Origin of the sequence: Flavobacterium gelidicaeli, assembly GCF_013294005.1 — a bacterium.
Classification (GTDB): Bacteria; Bacteroidota; Bacteroidia; order Flavobacteriales; family Flavobacteriaceae; genus Flavobacterium.
Genome location: NZ_JABSNK010000001.1, coordinates 154,882 through 179,725 on the forward strand (window position 1 = coordinate 154,882; position 24,844 = coordinate 179,725).

Sequence of the window (24,844 nt, forward strand, 5' to 3'; positions counted from 1 at the left end):
GTTTACTAAAGGTTTATTTATAGAAAACCCCAATTCAGTCAATGAATTGGGGTTTTTCGATTAATAAAATCTAGCTTTTTTTTAAAAAATACTAGTTTATTATTTTTTTAATTAAAAATAGTGTTTTTTATACCGCAAATTATGATTTTTTTATATTATATTTAACAAAATTTGTAAGAATACTAAATTAACTATTAGAAAAATCTAACTATAAAATTATGCTCACAAAGTTAAAAGTAAAATTATCCATAGCTTTATTTGCTGTTATTCTTACCAAATACAATGGCCATTGTCAATCTGCATCAGAGACTTTACTTTACAACTGGTACGACAATAGTATTGGAAAAGAAAACCTAGCCATAAACAACGGTAGTATTCATGTAAATCCTTATAAAACTATAGGCGAAAACAACATGTATTATATAACTGACAAATATAGTAAAGGTATCATTAGTTATGAAGGGCAAATATATAATGATGTAGATATTAAATATGATATATTTACAGATCAATTAATTTTAAAACCATATGGAGAATCAAATTACATAGGAGTAAATCTTATCCTTGAAAAAATTGATTTCTTTTACCTTAACGATAAAAAGTTTGTCAATTTAAGTTATCATCATACAGATCTACCTGAGTTTATCAATGGTTATTATGAAATTAGTGTTGCTACAGACATAAACGTACTTTATATTAAACATCATAAAAACATGAGAGAAAAAATAAACAACAATCATATTTTTAAAGAATTTAAAGAAAAATACGAATTTTTAATTAATTATAAAAACTCTTACTATAAAATAGAAAACAAAAAAGATATCATACAAATATTCCCTAAACATAAAAGTAAAATAAGTGCTTATTATTCTAAAAATAAGAATTTAGAAAAATCAGACGAAATAAAATTTATGGAAAACTTATTGAGATATATTAACTTTTCGAATTAAAGAACTCAAAATTATACTCATGAGGAAATTCATCATTACACTATTATTATTGTTCCTAAATCAGGTTATTTACTCCCAAGATAACAATACTGTTTATACTATTCAATTTACAAATAGTAACAAGCTCTCAGTAATTGAAGAAATAGAAACAATATCAAAATATAAATTTTACTTTCAAGAGAGTTGGCTTGAAAATAATGTTTTAATATCCGGAAATTATACCAACAAAACTATAACTGAAATACTTTATAAAGTTTTAGAAGATACGAATATCAATTTCATAATTGAAAAAAATAACGTAATCCTATTAAAAAACAGCATCATACATAACAAACTATCTGAAAATTATTTTGGAACACAATCTGATGATAAGCGAATAGATAATAATTCAAATAAACCAATTTTTTTTCAACAGTATGATACTATAAAAAAGAATGAATCAAAAACAGCATCTATTATTGCTTTAGTAGGTAAGGAATCAACATACTCAAACGATGATCTATACACACTCTCTGGTTATTTAAAAAATACAAAAAACGGAAAACCATTAGTAGATATTTCAATAAAAGTAAAAAACAGTGATATTCATACGACAACAAACGCTGATGGATATTACACACTTCAACTTCCCTATGGAATGAATACAATTGAAATCAAATCTATTATTTATAAAGACTACAGTAGAAACATAATGGTTTATAGTAATGGAAAATTGGATTTCTTACTATCCGAAAAGATAAACCAATTAGATGAAGTGGTTGTAAATGGAAAAAAAGGCAAAACAATAAGAACGGCAATAACTGGAGTAACAACTATTCAAGCTGAAGGAATAAAAAACATCCCAACTGTTTTAGGAGAAAGAGATATTTTAAAAATTGCACTAACTATTCCAGGGGTAAAAACAGCTGGTGAAGGTTCGGCTGGATATAATGTACGAGGTGGAAAAGAGGACCAGAATTTATTTTTACTTGACAATGCCACATTATATAATCCTTCTCATTTTTTAGGTTTTTTTACAGCAGTTAATCCATATACTGTAAAACAAGTAGACATCTATAAAGGTGGAATTCCTTCAGATTTTGGAGGAAGATTATCTTCTGTTTTCGATATCATATCGAAGAATGGCGATAACGAAAAAATTAAAGGTGAAGGAGGTATCGGTCCTGTAACAAGTAATCTTATTGTTTCGACTCCTATTGTAAAAGGTCGCTCTAGTTTATTAATTGGCGGAAGGGCAACTTATTCTAAATGGATTCTAAGAAGTTTAGACGAAGAACAATTAAAAAATAGTGAAGCTTCATTTTATGACTTATTTGCAAAATACAATCATACTATAAATAAAAACAACGTATTTGAAACCACTTTTTACTATAGTAAAGACGCCTACAGTATATCATCTGATTCTTTATTTAAGTATAGCAATAGACTTGTTTCTGTTAAATGGAAACACACATTTAATGAAAAAAGCAAAGGAGAATTTAATGTAACTAATAGCGAGTATAAATTCAATATTGATTACGATTCTAAAAACCCAAATGCCTTTGATTTTGGCTATAAAATAGATGAAACTCAAATAATTTTCAAACTTAACTACTCATTAAATAAAAAGCATAAACTAACATATGGAATTTCAAGTAAGTTATACGGTATAAACCCGGGGAGTTTAAACCCAAAAGATCCAAACTCTTTATTAAACACGATTAGTATTGATAAGGAAAAAGCATTAGAATCAGCAGCTTTTATTTCTGATAATTTTAAAATAACAGACAAACTACTCTTTGATATTGGAGTTAGATATTCTATATATGCATCTTTAGGGAAATCGTCACAAAAAATATACCAACCTGGATTACCTCTAAACGAGGCAACTGTTATAGAAGAAAAAGAATTTGGCAAAAATGAGGTTATAAATACTTCAAGTGGTTTTGAGCCTAGACTAGCTTTGAGGTATATGATTGATGAAAAACTTTCTATTAAAGCTGGTTATGATAAAACTTATCAATACATTCATTTACTATCAAATAACACTACTCAATCACCTACAGCTACTTGGAAACTATCTGATTTAAATGTAAAACCCCAAAGCGGAGAACAATTCTCATTAGGGCTGTATAAAAACATAGATTATAAAGACTTAGAGTTAAGTTTAGAAGGGTATTATAAAAAATCAAAAAATATTTTAGATTATAAAGTTGGTGCAAATTTACTACTCAATCAAAACCTTGAAACTGATTTACTACAAGGTATTGGAAAATCATATGGTGTAGAATTTTTATTAAAAAAGAGTGAAGGCCGATTAAATGGCTGGATTGGTTACACTTACTCTAAATCTTTTATAAAATTAGATAGTCAATTTAACGAAGAAAAAGTAAATAATGGTGAATTCTTCGTCACAAATTTTGACAAGCCACATGATCTTAGTGTAGTTTTAAATTATAAATTCACACATCGATATAGTTTTTCGGCTAATTTTATTTATCAAACTGGAAGACCTATAACCTACCCTGTTGGACAATATAGCTATGGAAATGCTGAATATACTTTATACAGTGATACTAATAAATTTAGAATTCCTGATTATTACAGATTAGATATTGGATTAAATATTGAAGGAAATCATAAAATAAAAAAACTAGCGCATAGTTTTTGGAATATTTCTATTTATAATTTATTAGGAAGAAATAATCCCTACTCAGTCTTTTTTGTTACTAAAGAAGGTCAAGTAAAAGCATATAAAACATCAATATTTGCGATACCAGTACCAACAATTACCTATAATTTCAAATTTTAAATAAATATGAAAAAAAACGCTAAATATTATTTCTTAATAGTCCTTACTTCTATCGTAAGCTGCACAACACCTTATGCATACGAAACAAACGCATTTAATGACGCTCTTGTAGTTGAAGCAACAATTACAAACGAAATGAAAAAACATGAAATAAAATTGACTCATACTTTTCGATTTGAAGAAAGTGGCCCAAATTTCGAAAACGACGCTCTTGTTTACATTACTGATAATGAAGGTAATAAATACGATTTTGAAGAAGTAGATGAGAAATATGTTTCAACTTCAACATTTCAAGCAGTTGCAAATAGAAATTATCAATTACACATAACCACTAATAATGGCAAATCATACAGCTCAACAACAGAAGAATTGACTAATGTAAATGAAATACAAAATATAACTCCAACTGTTACTACAAAAGAAGGAGTACTCGGCGTTGAAATTTTTGTCAATAGTTTCGATCCAACAAATTCTTCTAAATTTTACAGATACGAATACGAAGAGACTTATAAAATTGTAGCCCCAAAATGGGTAAATGTAAAAGCTAGTGCTAAATACTTAGAGAATGGCGCAATAGCAGCTGGCGAAGTCGAATTACAGCCTAGGACAACGGAAGTAAGAACTTGTTTTACGACCAGAAAATCAGACAATATTATTTTAACCAAAACAAATGACTTATCAGAGGACAGAGTAAATTTTCCAGTTCGATTTATTAGCAGTATCGATCATATTATAAGAGACAGATATAGTATTTTGGTCAAGCAGTACGTTCAAAATCTTGCTTCACAAACTTTTTATGCGACATTAAAAGGTCTATCAGATTCTGAAAGTATTTTATCCCAAAATCAACCAGGTTATTTTTCAGGAAATATTAAATCCGATGACAATCTAAACGAAAAAGTTTTAGGTTTTTTTGATGTTTCATCTTATTCCGAAAAAAGGATATTTTTTAATTATGCTGATATTTTCCCTAAAGAAAAAAAGCCTGATTATCCATATGACTGCCCACTTGAACTAAGCGAGGATCAAAAAGATGAATATCTATATAAATATTGTTTTGAACAAATGAACAATTGCGAAGGAGTAACTGTATTAGCAAATATCATTAATGATAAAAGTGTCTTTGTTAGTGGTTACGATAAATATGGAGTTATTCCATTTAATTCTAACCCAACTATTTTTCTTGAACTTTACCCTATCCAATGCGGTGATTGCACCTCTTTTTCTAACAATATAAAACCTTCATTTTGGATAGACTAAAACTTTTACTAGTATTAACTTTATTATTAAGTTACAATGAAAGCACAGTTGCGCAAAATAATATCTCAATACAGCAACTAAATACGATTGATCAAACAATTAATGAATCTATTTTTATTACTACTAATTCAAATACATTTTTAACAGGTGAAACATTGTATTACAAATTATTTTGTATTGATAAAACAACAAATATTCCTTCCAAACATAGTAAAATTGGATACATTGAACTTATCGATAGTAACAAAAAGCCAATCTTCAATCATAAATTATTTCTTAAAAACGGAACAGAAAATGGAGATTTCTTTCTTCCCACAACATTAGAAACTGGGAATTATAAATTAATTGGATACACTAACTGGATGCTTAATAAAAATAATCCCGAATATTTCAATATTACCATTTCTATTATAAATCCGTATCAAATAAACTCTAAAACTGTTAAGAATGAAATTGCCGAAAATAATTATTTAACACAAAAAAAAGAAACAGGTCTTGGGGCTGATCAAATCAATATTTCAATTGAATTTAATAAAAAAACATATTCAAATAGAGAACGCGTAGATTTAAAAGTAACATCTCCTTTTGAGGAAATTTTAAAAGGTAGTTATTCTTTATCTGTTAGAAAAAAAGAAGATTTATTCTACAGTAATAAGTTGAGTTTTGAAGAAAACCAAACTTCCAATAATAATTCAAATTTTAACAATAGTATCGCCACTGAAGATTTATTGCTACCTGAACTTCGAGGTGAAATTATAACGGGTAAAATCATCCCAAAAACAAAAAAAGAAAATATAGAAAATAAACAAATTGCTTTATCAATTCCAGGAAAAAACTATGACCTCAAAATAACAAAAACAGGTAAAAACGGAAGATTTTTCTTTAATTTGGAAAATAAAAATTTAAGTGATAATATTATTATTCAGCTTATTGATGCAGATAAAGAAGATTTCAATATTGAAATTAATACCCCTAAGAAATTAAATTACTCAACTTTATCTTTTAATGAGCTACGGTTAAATCCTGATTTTAAAACAAATATAGAAGAAAGAGCTGTTGCAAGTCAAATTGAAAACGCATATTACAATACAAAAAAAGATAGTTTAGTTCCTATAGAAAATTTAAAAACTTTTTTCGACCCCTTATCGAAAGAATATATTCTTGACGACTATACAAGATTCCCAACACTTAAAGAAACTATTGTCGAAATAATTAGTGGAATGTATTATACTGAAAACAAAGACACTTACACATTACATCTGATGGACTATGACCCTAATATTGAGTTATCACTGCCAGCTCTAGTTATTGTTGACGGTTTAATAATTGAGGATATAAATGAACTTTTTAAATATAAAACAGATAACTTTTACAAAATTAATATTGTAAGAGGGGGGTATTACTTTGGAACAAAAATGTTCAATGGATTAATTTCTTTTACGACAAAAACTAATAATTATAATAGTAGTCTTCAAGGAAGCTACCTTATAAAACCGATAATAAAAAGACCGCTAAGTAAAAAAGTTTACTTTCAACCTGATTATTCCACTATTAATAACAATAATAGAATACCTGACTATAGGTATCAATTACTATGGATGACCGATGTATATTTTAATAATAAAGAAAATATATTTTCTTTTTATACGTCAGATGTATCGGGTACGTTTGAAGTTAGCATTGAAGGCTTTTCAGATACTGGAAAACCAATTTCAAGCAAAGAAACATTTGTAGTAGAATAACCCATCATTTCTATTAATTTTACCGTTATTTAAAAACAAAACTTCTATATCATTAAACGATTGATTATGCAAGTGCAGAGAAATTACAATAAAATATTCTCTCTAGACTAAGATCAGGATCATGAGTAACTCAATAAAAAAATCCCGTTTCTTCACGAAACGGGATTTTTTAAATTTTAAACTTGTTATCCTATTATCGTTTCAACAACTCCGACTTCCCTTTTATTCCATTCATTATTACATTTGGAGTATTATATAAGTAAAGTTTTGATTTCCCTTCTAGAAAAACAGCAATTTCTTTAGAACAATTTAGCATAGCTTCTGAGCCATCATGTTGCTTTACATCTGCATTACGAACCATTAACTTTTCTGCTCTTAATATTGGTTTTCCAACTAAACTCAATCGTAATTTCTCAGCGTCACCACTTGCAGACAGCTCTGCATCTTTATACATTTGCAAATCGAGTGATTCAGTTTTTAATATTGCTTCTGCATCAATTTTATCGCTTAAAATCATTTTGATAGACTCGGCTTGTAAGTCCACTTCTGCATCTGCATCATTACTTAGACTGAAATTAATATTTTTAGCTGTAATATTCAATTTCATTTTTGAATCATCTTTACCCATAATATCAAAATCTTCGTTGACAACTACAGATCCTAGTTGCTTTATTTGTGCGTCATTATACAGCTTTATAGCATGAATAGTAGTGACATTTAAAGTAATATCCATTTTTTTACTTGAAGTAATTCTTGCCGAAGTTCTTATTTTAAGAATACTATCTACAACTTCAAACTTTACAACATCTTGTAGATTAGCATCCGTTCTAAGAAAGTAATTATTACTAAGATTCCCTGCTGTAAAAGTTATTTCAAGGTTATCGTAAATCTCAACAGTATCGAAGCCATCAAGTGTGTATGTTCTTTCAACTACATTTTTATCTCCTTTTATTTTAGCTTTTTTCTGTGCGTATGAATTCGTAAAACAACCAACTAAAAATAATGTAAGTAGTATTTTTTTCATTTTGTATATTTTAAATTTTATTTTATTTATTTTGAATCTTATTCTTTAATCTCAACTGTACTTTCTATAATTTGCAGTATGGGGATAATTACCTTTCCTGATGCCGTTTTTAGCGTTAAACTGATATTGTCTATCGCGATAATTTCACCTTCATTACCATTAACTTTTATATGCTCACCTACGGTGTAGTTTTTTCTAGCATAAAAAGTAAATAACAAATTAGTAATTACATCTTTGGATCCTAATCCAAATGCCAAAGCAAAAGTCAATAAAAAAGCCCCTAAAATTATCGTAATATTATTTGTAACAATAGTCGTATCTACACCTGCCTGATTAAGTGCCGTAATGGTTACTAAAATTGCAATGCCGTAAAACACGATACTACTAATCATTTTTGCGCCACTCATATTTAAGGAGGTAAACAATCCATGTATTGTTTTTCTAACAAAATTAGCGATGTATATCCCAATCATTAACAATGCGATAGCACTAAATAATCTTGGTAAATAACGTAACAAGTTACTTATTTCAACAGATATTATTGTCCACTGCATCACATCGGCAGCGATAATCATAAACACTAAAATTAAAATCCAGCGCACAAAACCTATTATGATTTCAGAAATATTTATTTTGAAATCTGATTTCCCAAATAAATCAGATTCATTTATTTTATCACCCACTTTATCAATATTAGATACCGTGAGTGCTTTACGCAAAATAAAGATAACTGCTTTTGAAATTACCCAACCTATAACTAATACAAGTAATGCGTAGATAAAACTGATTAACCCCTCACCTATTTTAAAGAAAAGTGTATTCACAGTATTTAAAGTATCTGATCTCAACTGGTCTAAAACTTCCATATCTTATTTCTTTGTATCGTTATTATTATCATCATTTTTTGTCTTAAACATTCCTTCTATTGCTGACGCATAGTTTGACGAAAACAAACTAGTTACTTCCATAATGAATTTTACTGCGTTAACATCATCCATTACCTTTTGCTTTAATTCTTTAGGGACTTCTTGTAATGGAAGCCCTATTTTTTTGAAAGGATTCTCGTTTTCCATTATATAGCTAATTTATTATACACTTCGGCGATTTTTACTTTTGCTCTTGATAGCCGCATCTTAACGGCACTTTCTGATAATTCTAATACTTCTTGAAGTTCCTTTATGGGGACGTCATCTTGGTATTTCATTTGTAAAATCATGCGGTCCTCAGGAGGAATCAACGTTAGTGCTTTTTCCAGTTTATCTACTTGCATTTGATACAAACTAAAATCATTTACTTCGATAGCCAAGTCATATTGTTCTTCTACTTGATTTGAATGTGATGACATCTTACGCTCTTTATCACGATTCAGATAATTAACACAAAAATTATAAGTAACAGAATACAACCATGTTGAAAACTTAGACTTTCCGTTAAAACCTGAAACCTTTACAAAAACATGTAAAAATACATCTTGAGTTAAATCTTTAGCTTCATCTATAGACCGAACAAAACTGTAGCATTTGTTATAAACTAAATGTTCGTATCGATCATATAAAACTCCAAACATAACTGTATCGTTAGTCTCTCCAATTTTTGATGCCAATTCTTCGTCAGTTACATCTTTGTATTTCTCCACTTTGTATATCCTTTATATAAGTTAGACACAACTATTATTACAAAGTCACTATTAAAACACAGTTAATTTTTAACTACAAAACTTACATCAACCCTACGAGCCATAGTTTCAGTACTACTGTTTGTATCTACTCCATGATGTTGAGATAGTATTCTTTTTGGTGAGATTCCGTTTTCTATTAAAAACTGTTTTACCGCATCATTTCGAAGTAAAGATAATTTATTATTGTAATCAATATTTCCTTTTTTACTACTATAGCCTTCTAAAAACACTAATAAGTTTGGATTGCCATTTAAATTTCGAAATACCTCTCCTAAACGTAAAGCATCACCTTGCTCTATTTTTGTAGCATTATTATCAAAAAAGACTTGCGCTTGTACCTTTTCATACTTCTCTTTCAAGATCTCCTGTACTGAAACAAATTTAGCCGATGGCTTTATAGCAACATCAGCTTGCTCTAAAGCTACAGAATCAGTAACTACAACCAAATTATCTACACGGTTTACATTTGCAATTGTTTCTGTTTTTTCGACAGCCTTAGTACTTGTCGCAGCAACAACCGCAACTGCAGCTGGAACTGCAATCGTATTCACTTTTTGGAGCATCAATAATTGTTCTTGATTACGCAGTAAAGCGTCATATTTATTATTTAATAAGTTGAACTGCTGCTCATAGTTTTTATTTCCATTATCAATATGGGGCAGCTTTTTATTATTATTTGCTACTGAATTGTAAATAGTATCTCTTATAACCGTTATTTTTTTTGATGATGTAAAAACAGTATCACGAACAACTGTTTGTTTCATTACTGTATCCATCTTTATACGTAAAGAGGCTATTTTATTTTCTAACAGATTCATTCTTTGCATCAAGCTGTCATTGTTAACCGTATTATATTCTGAAATAAGTTCACTCGTGATTTCATTTTTAGGTACAACTGCAATATTTTGATCTTTAAACTTTTGCAAAAGCGAAATTAAATGCGGCTTTGAAATCACTATCTCTCCCTCTTGGTGGTTTTGTCCAAAGAAAAGTGTTGTAAAAAGTAATAGGATAAGGGTCGTTTTTGTTTTCATACTATATTATTTATTGAATGTTGTCAAATTAGAAATTAGTTCTCAATTTAGAACTGATTGTATTATATCGTGCTCTTCTATTGAAGAAGCAACTTATAATTAAGACACTTAATAAATAGAAAAGTCACTTTTTTTTTAAAATAAATGTGACCTATCGGTTTTTCATGTGTCTTAACTATAAATCATTTAAATATTCACGACATGAAAAAAATAACTCTAGTTGCATTAACAATACTCTCACTAAGTTCTTGCGTTAAGAAACAAGATGGCGAAAATCCAGAAATCAAAAAAGAAATTGTTCAAACCAATTCACAATTAAATAAGACCCTTGAAGAACAAGAAGAAGCAAAACAACAAATTGTTGCCCTTTCAAGAAAAAAAGATTCGTTGCTAAACGTGTTAAAAAGCACTAAAGAATCTATGGCAAGAATGAACGATTCAAAAATTGACAAAGGAATCCAAGGAGTTAATTTAAAACTGAACGAACTAAAAGGTCAAAAAGAAAACATTGAAGAGCAAGTTACTTTACAAAAACAAGAAATGGAACTAGCTGCTAAAAAAATTGATTTATTAAATCAAGAAAAAGTGGTTTATGATGCACAACACAAAGCATTATATGACAAAGGTGCTGCGCCAAAAGATTTTGCAAAAATAGACACCTTATTAGGAGCGATCAACGGAAAAATCAATGATCAAAAACGAAAAGTAAAAGCGTTAACTAGAAACATCTCTGATGTAGAAGACCAGGTATTATCGATTGATGGTCAACGTGATTTTCTAAGTAAAAAAATAAGAGAAGATTATAATGCTCAAGAAATTTTTGGAGAATTTGCAAAAGAAGAAGAGTCCAAAATTACGACACAAATTAGTGCGATTGACACACAAATATCAAGCCTTACTGGTAACGTAAACAGCATCAACACATCTGTAGCTTCATTAAATGACAGCATTTCTGTAAAAACAGAACAACACAATTTAAATTCACAAAATCAAGCTGATGCTAACAAAACTCAAAACAGATTATACTACGCATTGATTGCAGTAGGAATTGTAATCTTACTTTTTGCAGTATTTTATATCATCGGAAAAAGAAAAAAACAACAAAATAAAAAAACTAAATAATCATGGCAAATAAAAAAACTTCAGATAAAAAATCAACTTCAGCATTTGATTCAATTAAAAATTTCATTGGTAATGTTACTGATAACGTAATTGAAGGGACTGCAGTAGTTACCGAAAAGCTAAAAGACTCTAGTGCAAAAGCTTATGTTGCAAGTTCAGAAATAGTTGAAGAAGCAAACCAACGCATCCATTTGTACACTGATAAAATTTCGCTTCAAAAAGAAGAGAAAAATATTATCGAAAGACAACAAGAAATTATAATGAGCTTTGGCGAAAAATCATTAGAGCACTATGTAAAAACGGACACTTTACACAAACCATTTTTGACTGGTAATGAAATAGCTCTTTTAGTTGAGGAGTACAAGGGGAACGTAAAAAACCTTATTTCTATCGAAAAAAAATTAAAAAAACTTAATAATTAAACTATGAGAAATATTTTACTCCTTGGGTATTTAATTCTGAATGTTTTTTTATATACCCTCAACTTTGAGATCTTCCACACTCCTCAAGCCATTGATCTAGGATTTGGAATCTTCACGACATTCCCACTGCTTATTACTATGGCATTTGGATTGATCTTTTGCTTATTTTTCTTTCTTATGGATAAGAACAAGCAAATGAAAAATGAAGCGATTATCGAGAATCTAAAAAATGAAATTACCATTCATAAAAAAGATTTTGAAATTGCTACTCTTAAAATGAATTCTTCGCCTATAGAACCTCAAGTTTTGGTTGCTGAAGAGATCATATAAACAATTAATACTATTTTCACATGAAAAAAACGATATACCTCTTATTATTATCCCTTTCAACTTTTGGATTTGCACAAGTAAAAGACATCAGCTTTACCGCTTCACCTTTTGTAGATTACACTTTTTACGACAAACAATCTGGTCTAGAAAACGCTACATCTGTAGGTGGAAAGATTGGTTTTGGTTTTGGCGAATATGTTGAAATTCGTGCAGTTTACATGCAATCTTTAGGTTTAAAAACTAGATTTTCTGATTTTGGGATTACAGGTTACAATGAAGGTACGTTTCAATCACAAGATGTTGATCTAACCCGTTGGGGAGGAGAATTCAAAACTAACCTTGGTAAAGGGCGCTTTATTCCTTACCTAACATTAGGTTCTGGAGTGCAAAACATTGCGATCAAAGACGGAGCAGATTTTGACCAAATATATACCAGTCTTGGTCTTGGCTTTAAAACCAAATTAACTGACCGTATCGTTTTTACTATTGAAGGAAAATACAACAACTACAACTTTAACGCTGGTGAAAATTTACTTACGGAACAAAACAAGAATGATTTTGGTGTGACTAATGCCGATTTTGAAACCAATGGATTGACAAATTGGTCTGCACAAGCATCCTTACAATTTTACTTAGGAGGAAGAAAACCCGGTACAATGAGCGAACTAGACAAGGCCTATTACAGTAAATTTAGTAATGGTTTCAAAGGTATTCAGTGGATTATTGAACCTAGTATCAACTACATTAAATTTGATGATAAATCACTTTTCAAAGACACCTACTTAATGGGATTGTATGCTGGTTTTGACTTTAACCAATACACTGGAATTCGTGCTTTCTATTTACAAGCTTCAGAGAACGAACAAATTTCGACCTCTTTTGACCACCTGTCTATGTATGGTTTGGAGTTTAGAGCGAGATTGAATGATGGTAACGGAGTAACACCGTACTTAATTTTAGGTGGTGGTATTTTGAATACGCAAAGTAATTACTTAGGAAAAACAAATACGGCAGTAGATAGCGAAGAATTTGCTTCGGCAGGTTTGGGTTTAAACATTCCGTTGAGCAAGCATATTTTGATTACGGGTGGTGCAAGAGGTATGATTACATCTGCAGCTGATGTTACTGATTTATCAAGCCCAGACAATTTGCAAACACATATTATGTACAACGCCGGAATCAAATTAAGTTTTGGCGGTAAAAAAACAAATCCTGATACTATTTACGCCGCACAGTTAAGCGAACAACTGAACATCAAAGACAAAGAAACACAAGTTTATATTGATGAGAAAATTGCACAAAACAATGCAGACAACACAAATAAAATTGCAACGTTAAAACAAGAATATCAAGATAAACTAGATGGACTGGAAACAGACTTAGAAAAAGCAAAAGCAAATGACGACATTGACAAAGCAGTAGTTATTCTTGAACAAAAGAAAACGGCTCAAAACGCTCTTGAGGAAGTAGCTCAAATAGAAAAAAAGGCCATTGAAAAGAAAGAAGCACAACAATTAAAAGTAATTGCCGCAAAACAAGAAATTAAAACAGTAGCAAATGATAGTATTGCACCTATTGTTAATAAAACTGTAAAAGACAGTATTGTTTCAACTCCTGTTACTACCTTAGCAAAAGAAAGTGCTACTAAAACAGTAGTAACAACACAAGTTCCTGCAACTACAGTAAAAACAACTAATAACAATCCTGTTGAGTATATTAGATTAACTCCAGCGGAATTAGAAAGTTTGATTGATCAAGTTATGGAAACCAATAAAACCAACTATAACAATGCTCTTGAAAATGAAAAAATCAAGAAAAGAGTAGACGTTTTAGAAAAAGCATTGTTAGAAAAAAATAAGCCAGCGGCTAAAAAGAAATAACAATTCCTTTACGCATAAGGATAAAATGGAGTATAATGAATTAATTATACTCCATTTTTTTTAAACTATAAAAACTAAACAAATGAAATATCAAGTTACTATCAACAATATCCAAACAATTGAAGAATCAAACACCTACTGGTCAACTGAAGATTATGTAGCCTTACTTGCTGAATATGGTTTTCCTGATGCAAAAAGCAGAGATAATAAAGAGTTACGCGAATTACTTTTTATGGCAATTAGCGATTACGAGCCTAATGAAGCTGCTGTTATCTTACTAACTTACAAATTATCAGAAGAATTAAGTGAAGGGCAAATTGAGCAAATCTCAAATGATATGCTGCTGGATAAAGTTTGCGAAGAATATCCAGTTATTAAGCTACACGCACCTTTATTTCATTGCAACCAATTACTGCATCATGCCTACAACGGCAAATTTCCAAATGCCAAAGCACTTGTTTTAAAATGTAAAATCACTAGTGACGAAAAAGGAGAATTAACTAAAGAGCAATTCTTAAAAATCTTAAACAATGGCTTGGCAGAAGCAACACTTATTAAACGTCTTTTTGACGAACCAATGACTACCGATGCTCCGTTTCCTGACGCGGAAGGAATTGTATGGGAATTAAACACCGTAGACAATGAAAATTACGAAATGATAACCTCTGAATATTGGATGGAACGCAATGACATTATCGCTGGAGAGTTTGAAGGTGAAGTGCTAGAAGAAGCATAATATCGATTTCAAGTTGCTTTTCGGACTTTTACATTTCAGCCACAGTTTACCATCGTTTTCACTTAATTGTGAAAGTGATTGTAAACTGTGGCTACTTTTTTTTATAACTTTCTATTTTTAGCAAAAATATTCTGGTCGAACGGGTTTTGCATTAGGGATAGCAGCGGCATCCTTTGATGAAATGCAATGGAATCAAAGATACAGCGTATAGCCCGCCCGTAGGGAATGCCCTGCTCCAACTTTACTAAGTAATAAATTAAAATAATTATTTTCATGTTTTTTGTAACATTATCTGTACTTCATACGTATAACTATTTGTACACTTAAAAGTAGGAGACAAACACATGAGACAACTAAAAATTACCAAGCAGGTAACGAATCGTGAAACTGCATCGTTAGACAAATATTTACAAGAAATAGGTAAAGTTGACCTTATTACGGCCGATGAAGAAGTAGAATTAGCTCAAAAAATTAAAGCTGGGGATCAAAAAGCCCTAGAGAAATTAACAAAAGCAAACTTGCGTTTTGTTGTTTCGGTAGCAAAACAATATCAAAATCAAGGATTAACTCTTCCCGATTTAATTAACGAAGGAAACCTTGGACTTATAAAAGCAGCACAACGTTTTGATGAAACGCGTGGTTTCAAATTCATTTCGTACGCTGTATGGTGGATTCGTCAGTCGATTTTGCAAGCACTTGCTGAACAATCTCGTATTGTACGTTTGCCATTGAATAAAATTGGTTCTATCAACAAAATCAACAAAATGTATGCGTTATTAGAGCAATCTAACGAGCGCCCGCCATCTGCTGAGGAAATTGCAAAAGAGCTAGACATGACGGTAAATGATGTTAAAGAGTCTATGAAAAACTCTGGTCGTCACTTATCAATGGATGCTCCTCTTGTTGAAGGAGAAGATTCTAACCTATATGACGTATTGCGTTCAGGTGAGTCTCCTAACCCAGACAGAGAATTAATCCACGAATCTTTGCGTACTGAAATTGAGCGTTCATTAGAAACATTGACACCTCGTGAGGCTGATGTGGTTCGTTTGTACTTTGGTCTTGGTGATCAACACCCAATGACTCTTGAAGAAATAGGCGAAACGTTTGACCTAACTCGCGAGCGTGTACGTCAAATTAAGGAAAAAGCAATCCGAAGATTAAAACATACTTCTAGAAGTAAAATATTAAAAACATACTTAGGGTAATTTATCCTAAGGTTTAAAAGTTCTTGAATTCTAAAAATCACTTTTGCTTTATAGATCATAAACTTTTAAATAATAATAAACAACAGTTTGATTGACTGTTCGTTTTTTGATTGATGATTGAAACTCCGGCTGATTACCGGAGTTTTATTTTTTATCAAAAAAACTCTCGGTCTGTTCTCCGCCGCGGCGGATCGGGTTTAGCTTCACTCAATTCGTCTTTCAGACTCGTGTCCGGAGTTTTACTTTTTACCCCCCCTAACCCCCGAAGGGGGAATTGAACACAGATACCTATTTTATTACAATTTATTCTTGCAATTGATTTGTTTTACCCTTCGTAATCTCGATAGATATCGGGATCTGTTCGGGATTTCCATTACAATATTTTTTTATCTATTGCACTATCGCTCCATAAATAAAAAAGGATTTTCACTTCAGTCCCTTACGCATTGCAACCTTTTTAGCCTAAAGTTGTACCCTCAAAAAAACTTTCGCATTTGTTTTAAATAACCTAATTTTGCACAAACTACAACTAAAGAATCTGAAACAAACTCAGATTAAACAACAACACAATGAAAAACACACTTATTGCACCATCAGTATTGGCAGCCGATTTTGGAAATCTGCAACGCGACATCGAAATGATTAATAATAGTGAAGCAGACTGGTTTCATATTGACATCATGGACGGTGTTTTTGTTCCAAACATTTCTTACGGAATGCCAGTTTTGCAAGCGATTAACAAACATGCTAAAAAAACGATTGATGTTCATTTGATGATTATTGATCCAGATCGTTATATCAAAACGTTTGCTGAATTAGGCGCTAATATATTAAGCGTACACTATGAAGCTTGTACGCATCTTCACAGAACGCTACAAGCCATCAAAGCGGAAGGAATGAAAGCCGGAGTGGCAATAAACCCTCACACTAATATTGACTTGCTAGAAGACGTTATCAACGATATTGACTTGGTTTGTATCATGAGCGTGAATCCTGGCTTTGGAGGACAATCTTTTATTGAAAACACCTATGCCAAAGTTCAAAAACTAAAAGCTTTGATCACTAAAAAAGGAGCAACAACATTAATTGAAGTTGATGGTGGTGTTACTAACAAAAATGCAAAGCAATTAGTTGAAGCTGGAGCAGATGTTCTGGTAGCTGGAAGCTATGTTTTTGGAGCTGCAGACCCAGTTGCGACAGTTGCAGACCTTAAAAAACTAACTTGTTTCTAAAATATCAAAAATCCCAATCTTTACCGATTGGGATTTTTTATTCCTCTTTATTATTCTTCCTATTGGGCAAGCAGATATTTTATTAAATCGGTGCTAGTCAATATCCCTATTAAAGTATGTTGCTCACATATAGCTAAGGCGTGAAAATCATTAGTACCTAGAATTTCTGCCGCCTTTTTATTGTTGTGTACGGCTAGATCGCAATCACATTTTTAGTCATTACTTGTTGAATCGTAAACATATTGTACACCACTGATGACAAATCAACATCGGTCACATCCTCTGAACCTGTACAACAAACGCGTAACAAATCATTCAGGCTCAACATTCCCACAATTTTATTATTGCTCACCACAGGAATGTGCTTGATTCTGTTTTCCTTAAACAAAATTTCAGCGTTAGTCAACTCATCTGAAAGATTTAGCTTGACGATTTTTTTTTCATAATTGACGATACTGGAACTTGGTTTTTCATGATTCCTATTTTTAAATTCAACAAACTGACATATAATTAGTTATAGATAAAATTACAAAAGATTTTCATTGTAATAAATGATCATTATCATGTTTTTAAACAGACTGTATTTTAACCACTTGTCCACATTGACTTTAAACCTTTCCTTGAATTGTTCTTCAATGGTAATCTTAACTTAATTGAACCAACAGATTTATACTAAAGAAACTTATTTTAAAACAAGGAGCCAACAAAGTAAGGTTTACGGCAGGAAGAGAAGTTTCAAATTCGTTCTACTCTTATCGAATGACTGCAGGAAAAAGACTCTAGAAAACAGCAAATCGAAGCACTCGAAAAAGTGGTTGACTATACCCAACAACTGTTGCAATACAGTTCATAAACTAATTATACCAATGTTTGGGTCTTGTAACAAAAACCTATTTGCAACGCAATTTAGTGGCGTGAACGATATTTTTACAAAAAAAACAAATAGTAGTTGAATCGTACAGAGCTTTGGTAGTAAATTGGAAATAATTTTTTACTTTATAAAATTAAAATAGCCATAAAATAATTAAGCCTGCTTAATTATTTTATGGCTATTTTAGTGGCCGAGACAGGGTTCGAACCTGCAACCCTCAGAGTCGAAATCTGATATTCTATCCAGTTGAACTACTCAGCCTTTGGATTTAAGATTGATAATTAACGATTTTAGATTTATCATTTAAAATCGTTAATCAACAACTCTATTTTTAAACTAAAAGTTTCTTTACAATTGCAGAGATTGTTTTTCCTTCTGCAGTTCCTCCTAGTTGTGCTGAGGCTAATCCCATTACTTTACCCATTGATGCAATTCCTGATGCTCCAGTTTCGGCAATGATTTTTGCAATTACAGCTTCTATTTCTGCTTCGCTTAATTGAGCTGGTAAAAACTTCTCGATTACTGCAACTTGAGCTAATTCTGGCTCTGCTAAATCTAAACGATTTTGCTCTGTAAAAATCCTAGCGCTTTCTTTACGAGTTTTAACTAATCTTTGAAGTAATTTAACTTCATCGTCTTCTGTAATTTCTTCTTTAGAACCTGATGCAGTTTGCGCTAATAAAATCTCTGATTTAATTGCTCTTAATGCTTCTAATGCTACAGTATCTTTAGCTCTCATGGCGGTTTTAATTTCGTCCATGATGTTTGTTGATAAACTCATATATGTGTGTTTTTTAATTTTATTAATACTATCTAATTATTGCAGAATACGGCTGTTTAGAATGACTTTTGCCCCAGATGGAAATGGAAAGCCTTTTTTAATCAAAAATGTGTGTTTTTCTTGTTCTTAAAAAGCGACCAAAGGAAGCTCTTTTAAGAATCTAGAAAAATCATTTTTTATAAAAAAGCTTGAAAAGACAGCTGGAATAAGGCCCAAAAACGTTTCTGTATTATTGTGCGAAGATAAAAAAAATAACCCGAAAATTATATTCAATTTTCGGGCTAATTTAAATTTTATAAATACAAAGTATTAATCTACGTTGTCATGCAAATAAGAATTGTTTGAACGCAACTGCAAATCATTATTACTGTCGGTTCCTACTGATATTCTTGAGTTTGTATTATTAGGTTGATTGTTTGAAATATCTATTCCTAATCTTTTGTAAGCAGGTTCCTTTTCGTATTCATCAATTTTAGAAACATTGTTATGAAACTTATAATTGAATTCTTTTAATTTTTTTCTTCTTTCTTCAGCTCTTAAACGCAACGTTTCTTCGATAGTCATCTCCATTGGAGAGATTTCTTCAAATTTAGTAGCTTCTTCAGACTCTCTTTCAACTTGCTTCATTGTGATATTCATTTCAGCAGGCACTACTTCTTCAACTACTTTTGCAGTTGGTTTAGATGAAATAAAATCATTTTCAACCTCCATGTATTCTTCAAGAGAATATTTAATAATTCCCTTATCAGATAATTCAGTTACTGGTACAAACTGCACCGGCTGATTTACTTTAATATCACGTATTTCATTAGACAATTCAAATACTTCAGTTTCTTCAATTTTAGCAACTGGCTCTGGTTTAGCTAGTGGTAAATCGAATGAAAAAGTAGTTTGTTCTTGTTGTCTCTCAACTGCTTTAGCTTGTGGCACAGCTGCTTGAGTTTGCTGTGGCGATGTGATTGTAAAATCAAAGTTATCACTTGGAGAAACGATTTCGAAAGTAACATCTAAATTCTTGATAAATTCAGACATTGCCATTAGTCCTTCATTACCAGCAACAGGAACAACAGGTTCTGGAGCGGCAACGGGAGCAACTGGCTCTGGCGTTATATCATCTTCAATAAGGTCAAAAACAATTCTTTGATCCGTATTTGTTTTTGGAGATTCAACATTTAAATCAAATGCTGGAATTTCGTTTTTTGTTAAATTATAAACACTTCTTTGTTCTTCTTCAAGAGTGTGAATTATTTTTTTTGGCTCCGTATTTACGATTCCGTTTTGTTGTTCAATATCAAACCCTGTTGCAATGATAGTTACTGCAATTGCATCACCAAGGGTTTCGTCTTCACCAACTCCCATAATGATATTGGCATTATGACCCGCTTCATTTTGAATGTGGTCATTTATTTCTCCAATTTCATCTAAAGTAATCTCATTTGAACCTGAAACGATGAGCAACAATACGTTTTTGGCACCTGTGATTTTGTTATCATTTAGTAAAGGAGAATCTAATGCTGAAATAATTGCTTCTTTGGCTCTGTTTTCTCCTTCAGAAGTTGCAGATCCCATGATTGCTGTTCCGCTGTTAGACAATACTGTCTTAGCATCACGTAAATCGATATTTTGAGTATAGTGATGAGTAATTACTTCGGCAATACCTCTTGAGGCTGTAGCCAAAACTTCATCAGCTTTAGAAAAACCAGCTTTAAAACCTAGATTACCATATACTTCTCTTAATTTATTGTTGTTAATTACAATAAGGGAATCTACTTGCTTGCGCAACTTTTCGATTCCAATTTTAGCTTGTTCTTGACGCACTTTTCCCTCAAATAAAAACGGAAGTGTTACAATACCTACAGTAAGAATTTCTCTTTCTTTAGCTAATTGCGCAATAACAGGAGCTGCACCTGTACCGGTACCTCCACCCATTCCTGCAGTTATAAAAACCATTTTAGTATTGCGATCTAATAATTTTTCGATCTCAGCAATACTTTCAATAGCTGACTGCTGTCCTACGTCTGGGTTTGCACCAGCCCCAAGTCCCTCAGTTAAACCTACCCCTAACTGTATTTTATTAGGAACTGAACTATTTTGCAGTGCCTGAGAATCAGTATTACATACAATAAAGTCCACCCCTTTAATCCCTTGTTTAAACATGTGGTTTACAGCATTGCTTCCGCCTCCACCTACACCAATTACTTTTATGACATTTGATTGGTTTTTTGGTAAATCAAATGAAATGCTTCCAAATTCTGAGTTGCTCATCTTTTATTTGGTTTTTGATATTAATTATTAATTGTTGTTTTATTTCTTTGGGTCACCCCTTTATTCTGCGTTGTCTAAAAAATCTTTAATTTTATCTACATAACGATCAAAAAATGATCTTTTTATTTTATCTCCTGTAGATTCATCTTTCTTCGCGTAACTTTTATCTTCTTCCTCTTCTTCAACTTCTTCTTCATAGCGCACTTCCTCCCTTTTAACAACTGGGGCTCTGTAAACCGGTTTTGGTGGCGCAACTTCGTCCATCCTGATTGCACTTTGCGTTTTATTCTCGATGCTATTCATAACTAATCCTACTGCTGTTGCGTATAAAGGACTAGAAAATTCTTCATCAGAGTCACCTGCTAAATGCTCATTAGGATATCCTATTCTGGTATCCATTCCAGTAATGTATTCTACTAATTGCTTAATATGTTTTAATTGTGCTCCTCCACCAGTAAGTACAATTCCGGCAATTAGTTTTTTACGAGGATCTTCATGTCCATAAGCTTTGATTTCTGTAAAAACTTGCTCTACTATCTCTACCACTCTGGCATGAATAATTTTAGATAAATTTTTTAACGAAATCTCTTTTGGCTCTCTACCTCTTAATCCAGGAATAGAAACAATTTCGTTATCTCTATTTTCACCAGGCCAAGCTGATCCAAATTTTACCTTTAGTAATTCAGCTTGCTTTTCAATAATTGAACACCCTTCTTTAATATCATCCGAAATCACATTTCCTCCAAAAGGGATTACTGCAGTATGACGAATAATACCATCTTTAAAAATAGCTAAATCAGTTGTTCCTCCACCGATATCAATAAGCGCTACTCCAGCTTCTTTTTCCTCTTGACTTAAAACTGCATCTGATGACGCTAATGGTTCTAATGTTAATCCTGATAACTCGATACCTGAACTTTGAATACATCTTCCTACATTACGAATAGAAGATGCTTGCCCTACTACAACATGAAAACTAGACTCTAATCTTCCGCCATACATTCCTATAGGTTCTTTTATCTCTGATTGTCCATCAATTTTAAATTCTTGAGGCAATACGTGAATAATTTCTTCTCCTGGCAACATGGCCAATTTATTCACTTGATCAATCAATAATTGTATATCAGCACCACCAATAACCTCTTCTGGGTTGCTTCTACTTATGTAATCAGTATGTTGAATACTACGAATATGCTGACCTGCAATTCCTACTACTACATCTTTTATTTTATATCCTGAATTATTTTCAGCTTCATGTATTGCTTGTTGGATAGATTGTATTGTTTGGGTAATATTATTTACCACACCTCTAGCTACACCTAAACTTTTAGATTTACCTACACCTAAAATCTCGAGTTTTCCGTACTCGTTCTTTTTACCTATCATGGCAACAATTTTTGTTGTCCCAATATCTAGACCCACTGCAATATTCTCTTTTTCCATTATCTATTTATTTAGTGCAAACTACTTGTTTTGTAAATCTGAGGTCAATTTTTTTGTATTTATATAACGAACTATCTAAAACAGCTTTCTGAAAAAAAGCTTTATAATCCTGGAATTTACGCTCAACATTTATTAAAGAACCAAAATCAATTTGATAATCGAAGTTCCTGTTGAACATTTTTAAGCTCCCGTTGGGCATAATTTGGATAGCAATGATGTTTTTTTTCAAAAAATCATCGTCATAAATCATCCGAAATAATCGGATTAATTTTTCGTTATTTTTCTTATTAATTACTCCTGAAACAAGCGGAACTCTAGCAGTAAAATTACTAGACAATGGCATCGTACCTCCTTTATAATCAATATAAAAAGAGTCATGACCATCAAAAACCCTAACTATAGGAGTCTTTTGTTTCACTACCGCTTTGAGAACACCATCAATACTCACAAACACATCCGAATGTTCGATCATATCGTTTGAATTTAACTCTTTCTCAAGCTTGTTCAAATTTAGATCAACTTTTTGGATGCTTGAAGCATTATCTTTACTTTCTATCAACAATTTATTAACTGTTTCTTTTTTCAAAAAAAGCGCATTATCTCCATCAAAAACCACCACAGATTTAGTTAATTTTCTATCTTCATTTCGCTTTGATGTGAAAGAAAATAAAAAAATAACCAAAACGAACATTAGTAATAATCTAATATTTGTCCAGTTAATTAATTTCATTTAATGCTTGTTTTATTGTTCCCACCATTTCACCTATGTCTCCTGCTCCAATTGTTACAATTACAGCAGCATCACTGGCTAAAATAGTAGTAATTAAATCTTGTTTTAAAACCAATTCCTTGTTTTTATTTGTCATTTTTTCAAGCAACCATTGAGAAGTAACCCCTTCCATTGGTAACTCACGAGCAGGATAAATATCAAGCAAAATTACTTCGTCAAAATTAGACAAACTTCTAGCAAAATCATCCGCAAAATCTTTAGTTCTACTAAATAAATGAGGCTGAAAAACCGCTAAAACTTTTTTGTCAGGATACAACTCTCTAACTGCCTGATGCACTGCATCGATTTCTGTAGGGTGATGCGCATAGTCATCAATATAAACAAGATTTTCAGACTTAAACTGATATGAAAACCTTCTTTTTATACCCTTAAATGAGGCCAACGCTCTTGCAATAGCTTCGGTTGGGGTGCCGAATATCTTTGCCATAGCGATTGCCATCATTGCATTCATTAAATTATGCTTACCTGGGAGTCCAAATCGAAAATCTTTTAAGATCTCGGTAGGTGTTTGAACATCAAATAAGTAACTTCCTTCTATTATCCTTACATTAAACGCCTTATAATCTGCGTCTTCATTTACAGCAACTGTCAACCCTTTTAAAGGCAATTCCTTTGTTATAAATAATTTACTTTTATCGGTTATTTTGTCAGCAAATTCAACAAATGATTCTTGAATTGCATCGCTCGTACCATAAATATCCAAGTGATCTGCATCCATGGAAGTTATGCAAGCAATATCCGGATGCAAATGTAAGAAAGAACGATCGAATTCGTCTGCTTCGACAACAGTAATTTTCTTACCATTACCAATTAAATTAGAATTATAGTTTTCGACTATACCCCCAATGAACGCAGTAACCTCTTCTCCAAACTCATACAGTATATGACCAAGGATTCCAGATGTAGTTGTTTTTCCATGCGTACCTGCTACAGCAAAACAAAATGTATCTTTGGTTATCAAACCTAAAACCTCTGCTCTTTTCTTTACAACGTATTGTTTTTCTAAGAAATAATTCCACTCTGCATGCATTTTTGGTACTGCAGGAGTAATAATCACTAAAGTGTTCTCTACTTTAAAAGTATCTGGAATTAAAGCAACATTATCTTCAAAATGAATGGAAATACCGCTTTTTACCAACTCACTGGTTAGCATAGTAGCTGTTTTATCATAACCAGCAACTTGCTTCCCGATATTTTTAAAATAGCGTGCTAAATTACTCATCCCAATACCACCGATACCTATGAAATAAACGTTATGTATTTGATCTAAATTCATTATTTTGAT

The 24,844-nt window shown here is 31.6% G+C and carries 23 protein-coding genes and 1 tRNA gene; 11 read left to right on the forward strand and 13 right to left on the reverse strand.

Going from position 1 to position 24,844, the window contains the following annotated elements; all coding sequences use genetic code 11:
- Nucleotides 1-218 precede the first annotated feature (218 nt).
- The 4 genes from HNP99_RS00685 to HNP99_RS00700 are packed head-to-tail and all read left to right on the forward strand — an operon-like array spanning nucleotide 219 to nucleotide 6,743.
- On the forward strand, nucleotides 219-950 hold the full coding sequence (locus HNP99_RS00685) for a hypothetical protein (protein WP_173850253.1): 732 nt from the start codon (nucleotides 219-221) through the stop codon (nucleotides 948-950).
- Between the two features lie 19 nt (nucleotides 951-969).
- Nucleotides 970-3,741, forward strand: coding sequence for a TonB-dependent receptor (locus tag HNP99_RS00690; RefSeq protein ID WP_173850255.1), 2,772 nt, complete (start codon nucleotides 970-972; stop codon nucleotides 3,739-3,741).
- A gap of 6 nt (nucleotides 3,742-3,747) precedes the next feature.
- Entirely contained in the window at nucleotides 3,748-5,001 is a 1,254-nt protein-coding gene (locus HNP99_RS00695; RefSeq protein WP_173850257.1) for a DUF4249 domain-containing protein, read from the forward strand.
- Nucleotides 4,989-6,743 (forward strand): hypothetical protein, encoded by a 1,755-nt coding sequence (locus tag HNP99_RS00700; protein ID WP_173850259.1) that lies wholly within the window; start codon nucleotides 4,989-4,991, stop codon nucleotides 6,741-6,743. Before HNP99_RS00695 ends, HNP99_RS00700 begins: the two co-directional genes overlap by 13 nt.
- A gap of 193 nt (nucleotides 6,744-6,936) precedes the next feature.
- Here the strand turns inward: HNP99_RS00700 and HNP99_RS00705 are convergent, their stop codons facing one another.
- From HNP99_RS00705 to HNP99_RS00725, 5 genes are all read right to left on the reverse strand, one after another.
- Nucleotides 6,937-7,767, reverse strand: a complete 831-nt coding sequence (locus HNP99_RS00705) for a GIN domain-containing protein (RefSeq protein WP_173850261.1) — start codon at nucleotides 7,765-7,767, stop codon at nucleotides 6,937-6,939.
- Between the two features lie 38 nt (nucleotides 7,768-7,805).
- On the reverse strand, nucleotides 7,806-8,633 hold the full coding sequence (locus HNP99_RS00710) for a mechanosensitive ion channel family protein (protein ID WP_173850262.1): 828 nt from the start codon (nucleotides 8,631-8,633) through the stop codon (nucleotides 7,806-7,808).
- 3 nt (nucleotides 8,634-8,636) lie between these two features.
- Complete coding sequence (locus HNP99_RS00715; protein WP_173850264.1) at nucleotides 8,637-8,840, reverse strand: hypothetical protein; 204 nt, start codon at nucleotides 8,838-8,840, stop codon at nucleotides 8,637-8,639.
- Nucleotides 8,840-9,403 carry an RNA polymerase sigma factor gene (locus HNP99_RS00720; RefSeq protein ID WP_371742399.1) on the reverse strand — a complete coding sequence of 188 codons (564 nt, stop codon included), beginning with the start codon at nucleotides 9,401-9,403 and terminating at the stop codon, nucleotides 8,840-8,842. Before HNP99_RS00720 ends, HNP99_RS00715 begins: the two co-directional genes overlap by 1 nt.
- A 62-nt stretch (nucleotides 9,404-9,465) precedes the next feature.
- Nucleotides 9,466-10,479: an OmpA family protein gene (locus tag HNP99_RS00725; protein WP_173850266.1), complete on the reverse strand. Its 1,014-nt coding sequence runs from the start codon at nucleotides 10,477-10,479 to the stop codon at nucleotides 9,466-9,468.
- Between the two features lie 201 nt (nucleotides 10,480-10,680).
- Here HNP99_RS00725 and HNP99_RS00730 point away from each other — a divergent pair, with 201 nt between their 5' ends.
- The 7 genes from HNP99_RS00730 to rpe all read left to right on the forward strand — a co-directional run bounded on the left by HNP99_RS00730 (nucleotide 10,681) and on the right by rpe (nucleotide 17,409).
- On the forward strand, nucleotides 10,681-11,601 hold the full coding sequence (locus HNP99_RS00730) for a coiled-coil domain-containing protein (protein WP_173850268.1): 921 nt from the start codon (nucleotides 10,681-10,683) through the stop codon (nucleotides 11,599-11,601).
- 2 nt (nucleotides 11,602-11,603) lie between these two features.
- Nucleotides 11,604-12,023: a hypothetical protein gene (locus tag HNP99_RS00735; RefSeq protein ID WP_173850270.1), complete on the forward strand. Its 420-nt coding sequence runs from the start codon at nucleotides 11,604-11,606 to the stop codon at nucleotides 12,021-12,023.
- A 3-nt stretch (nucleotides 12,024-12,026) separates the two neighbouring features.
- Nucleotides 12,027-12,353: a hypothetical protein gene (locus HNP99_RS00740; RefSeq protein ID WP_173850272.1), complete on the forward strand. Its 327-nt coding sequence runs from the start codon at nucleotides 12,027-12,029 to the stop codon at nucleotides 12,351-12,353.
- A gap of 20 nt (nucleotides 12,354-12,373) precedes the next feature.
- Nucleotides 12,374-14,233, forward strand: coding sequence for an outer membrane beta-barrel protein (locus tag HNP99_RS00745; protein WP_173850275.1), 1,860 nt, complete (start codon nucleotides 12,374-12,376; stop codon nucleotides 14,231-14,233).
- 82 nt (nucleotides 14,234-14,315) lie between these two features.
- On the forward strand, nucleotides 14,316-14,969 hold the full coding sequence (locus HNP99_RS00750) for a hypothetical protein (protein WP_173850277.1): 654 nt from the start codon (nucleotides 14,316-14,318) through the stop codon (nucleotides 14,967-14,969).
- Between the two features lie 344 nt (nucleotides 14,970-15,313).
- Nucleotides 15,314-16,177: a sigma-70 family RNA polymerase sigma factor gene (locus HNP99_RS00755; RefSeq protein WP_007137700.1), complete on the forward strand. Its 864-nt coding sequence runs from the start codon at nucleotides 15,314-15,316 to the stop codon at nucleotides 16,175-16,177.
- Nucleotides 16,178-16,746: 569 nt separating this feature from the next.
- Entirely contained in the window at nucleotides 16,747-17,409 is a 663-nt protein-coding gene (gene rpe / locus HNP99_RS00760) for a ribulose-phosphate 3-epimerase (protein ID WP_173850279.1), read from the forward strand.
- Nucleotides 17,410-17,468: 59 nt separating this feature from the next.
- On the opposite strand, the gene HNP99_RS17820 is transcribed toward rpe, so the two are convergent.
- The 8 genes from HNP99_RS17820 to murC all read right to left on the reverse strand — a co-directional run bounded on the left by HNP99_RS17820 (nucleotide 17,469) and on the right by murC (nucleotide 24,835).
- Nucleotides 17,469-17,573, reverse strand: a complete 105-nt coding sequence (locus tag HNP99_RS17820; RefSeq protein ID WP_371810416.1) for a CBS domain-containing protein — start codon at nucleotides 17,571-17,573, stop codon at nucleotides 17,469-17,471.
- A 29-nt stretch (nucleotides 17,574-17,602) separates the two neighbouring features.
- On the reverse strand, nucleotides 17,603-17,815 hold the full coding sequence (locus HNP99_RS17825; protein WP_371810379.1) for a CBS domain-containing protein: 213 nt from the start codon (nucleotides 17,813-17,815) through the stop codon (nucleotides 17,603-17,605).
- Nucleotides 17,816-18,467: 652 nt separating this feature from the next.
- A tRNA-Arg gene (locus tag HNP99_RS00770) sits at nucleotides 18,468-18,541 on the reverse strand.
- A gap of 70 nt (nucleotides 18,542-18,611) precedes the next feature.
- A complete protein-coding gene (locus HNP99_RS00775; protein ID WP_173850281.1) occupies nucleotides 18,612-19,061 on the reverse strand; it encodes a GatB/YqeY domain-containing protein in 450 nt (149 codons plus the stop codon).
- 309 nt (nucleotides 19,062-19,370) lie between these two features.
- On the reverse strand, nucleotides 19,371-21,326 hold the full coding sequence (ftsZ, locus tag HNP99_RS00780; RefSeq protein WP_173850283.1) for a cell division protein FtsZ: 1,956 nt from the start codon (nucleotides 21,324-21,326) through the stop codon (nucleotides 19,371-19,373).
- Between the two features lie 60 nt (nucleotides 21,327-21,386).
- A complete protein-coding gene (ftsA, locus tag HNP99_RS00785) occupies nucleotides 21,387-22,769 on the reverse strand; it encodes a cell division protein FtsA (protein WP_173850285.1) in 1,383 nt (460 codons plus the stop codon).
- A gap of 7 nt (nucleotides 22,770-22,776) precedes the next feature.
- Nucleotides 22,777-23,499: a cell division protein FtsQ/DivIB gene (locus HNP99_RS00790; protein ID WP_173850287.1), complete on the reverse strand. Its 723-nt coding sequence runs from the start codon at nucleotides 23,497-23,499 to the stop codon at nucleotides 22,777-22,779.
- The gene (murC, locus tag HNP99_RS00795; protein ID WP_173850289.1) at nucleotides 23,486-24,835 is read right to left on the reverse strand and encodes a UDP-N-acetylmuramate--L-alanine ligase; all 1,350 of its coding nucleotides are present in this window, start codon (nucleotides 24,833-24,835) and stop codon (nucleotides 23,486-23,488) included. The genes HNP99_RS00790 and murC overlap by 14 nt, the downstream gene beginning before the upstream one ends.
- Between the last annotated feature and the right edge of the window lie 9 nt (nucleotides 24,836-24,844).